Source organism: Streptomyces spongiae (assembly GCF_009377185.1).
GTDB lineage: Bacteria > Actinomycetota > Actinomycetes > Streptomycetales > Streptomycetaceae > Streptomyces > Streptomyces spongiae.
On sequence record NZ_VJZC01001059.1, the window covers coordinates 1 to 1,369 of the forward strand.

1 protein-coding gene is annotated in these 1,369 nt (G+C 68.6%); it reads right to left on the minus strand.

Going from position 1 to position 1,369, the window contains the following annotated elements; translation table 11 throughout:
• Positions 1–215: 215 nt before the first annotated feature.
• Complete coding sequence (locus tag FNH08_RS50090) at positions 216–1,367, minus strand: YncE family protein (protein WP_152778675.1); 1,152 nt, start codon at positions 1,365–1,367, stop codon at positions 216–218.
• Positions 1,368–1,369 lie beyond the last annotated feature (2 nt).

The following is a 1,369-nucleotide window of genomic DNA, read 5'->3' on the forward strand; positions in this document are numbered from 1 at the left end:
CTTTGTGGGGGCAGCGGCTTGGGTGGGGGCCGCCTTGACTGCCGATTCCGTGGGGAGTGTCGCGGCCGAGGTCGCGAGGACGGCCGAGAGGGACAGGGCGGCGGCGACGGCCCGGCGCCGCATACGAGTGGTGATCATGAGGAGCACGATCGCGGTTCCGGGGCGCCGGGCCGTGCATCGTCACCCGTACGGCGGCGTGTCCGGACCGGTGCTTGTCAGCGGAAGACGCCGGTGTGGCCCAGTGAGTAGCGGCCGGGCTGCGGGTACACGGCGAGGCCGTGGGGGCCGCTGCCGACGGGGATGCGGGCGAGTTGGGCGCCGGTGCGGGTGTCGAGGGCGTACACCTCGGCGTCGTAGCGGCCGGAGAGCCACAGGACCTTGCCGTCGGACGAGACGCCACCCATGTCGGGGCTGCCGCCGTCGGGGAGGTGCCACTTCTTGGTGAGCTCGTTCCGGGTGAAGTCGAAGACGGAGATGGTGCCCTCGCCCCGGTTGGACACGTACATCTCGCGGGAGTCGCGGCTGACGTACAGGCCGTGGCAGCCCTTGCCGGTGGGCAGGAACTCGGGGGTGGTGAACTTCTCGCCGTCGAGCACCCACATGCCGTGGGCCATCATGTCGGCGATGTAGAACCGCTTGCCGTCCGGGGAGACCTTGACGTCCTGCGGCATGGCGCCTTCGAAGGGCAGCTTCTGCTGGCCGACGACCTTCATCTTCTCGGTGTCCACCTTCAGCAGTTCGCCGCTGAACTCGCACGAGACGATGAAGTACCGGCCGTCGAGGGAGAAGTCGGCGTGGTTGACGCCGTAGCAGCTGACCGGTTCCGTCCTGAGGCGCTTCATGGTGTGCGGGTCGCGGAAGACCAGCTCGCGGTCGAGGGAGGCCATGACGACGGCGTACTTGCCGTTCGGGGTGAAGTAGAGGTTGTACGGGTCGTGGACCTCGACCGGCTTGCCCGCCTTGCCGGTCTTGGGGTTGATGGGGGTGAGGGTGTGGCCTCGGTTGTTGTTCACCCAGAGTGTCTTCAGGTCCCAGGAGGGGACGACGTGCTGGGGCTGCCGGCCCACCGGGATCGTCTCGGTGATCTTGTACGTGTTCGGATCGATGACGGAGACGGTGTCGGACTCGGTGTTCGGGACGTAGACGCGGGACGGGAAGTCCTTGACGACCGGGGAGAGCTTGCCGGGGCGGTTGGCGGCGTAGACGTCCTTGGGGTCGAGCACTGGGGGCATGCCGTGCAGGCCCTGTGGTCTGGTCTTCTTCGGTTCGGCGGGTTTGACGGCGGGGCGGGTGGTGGTGGCGGGAGTGCGGTCCGGGGTATCCGTGCCGCAGGCGGCGAGGGCGGTGAGAGCGGCGGCCGCGATCAGAG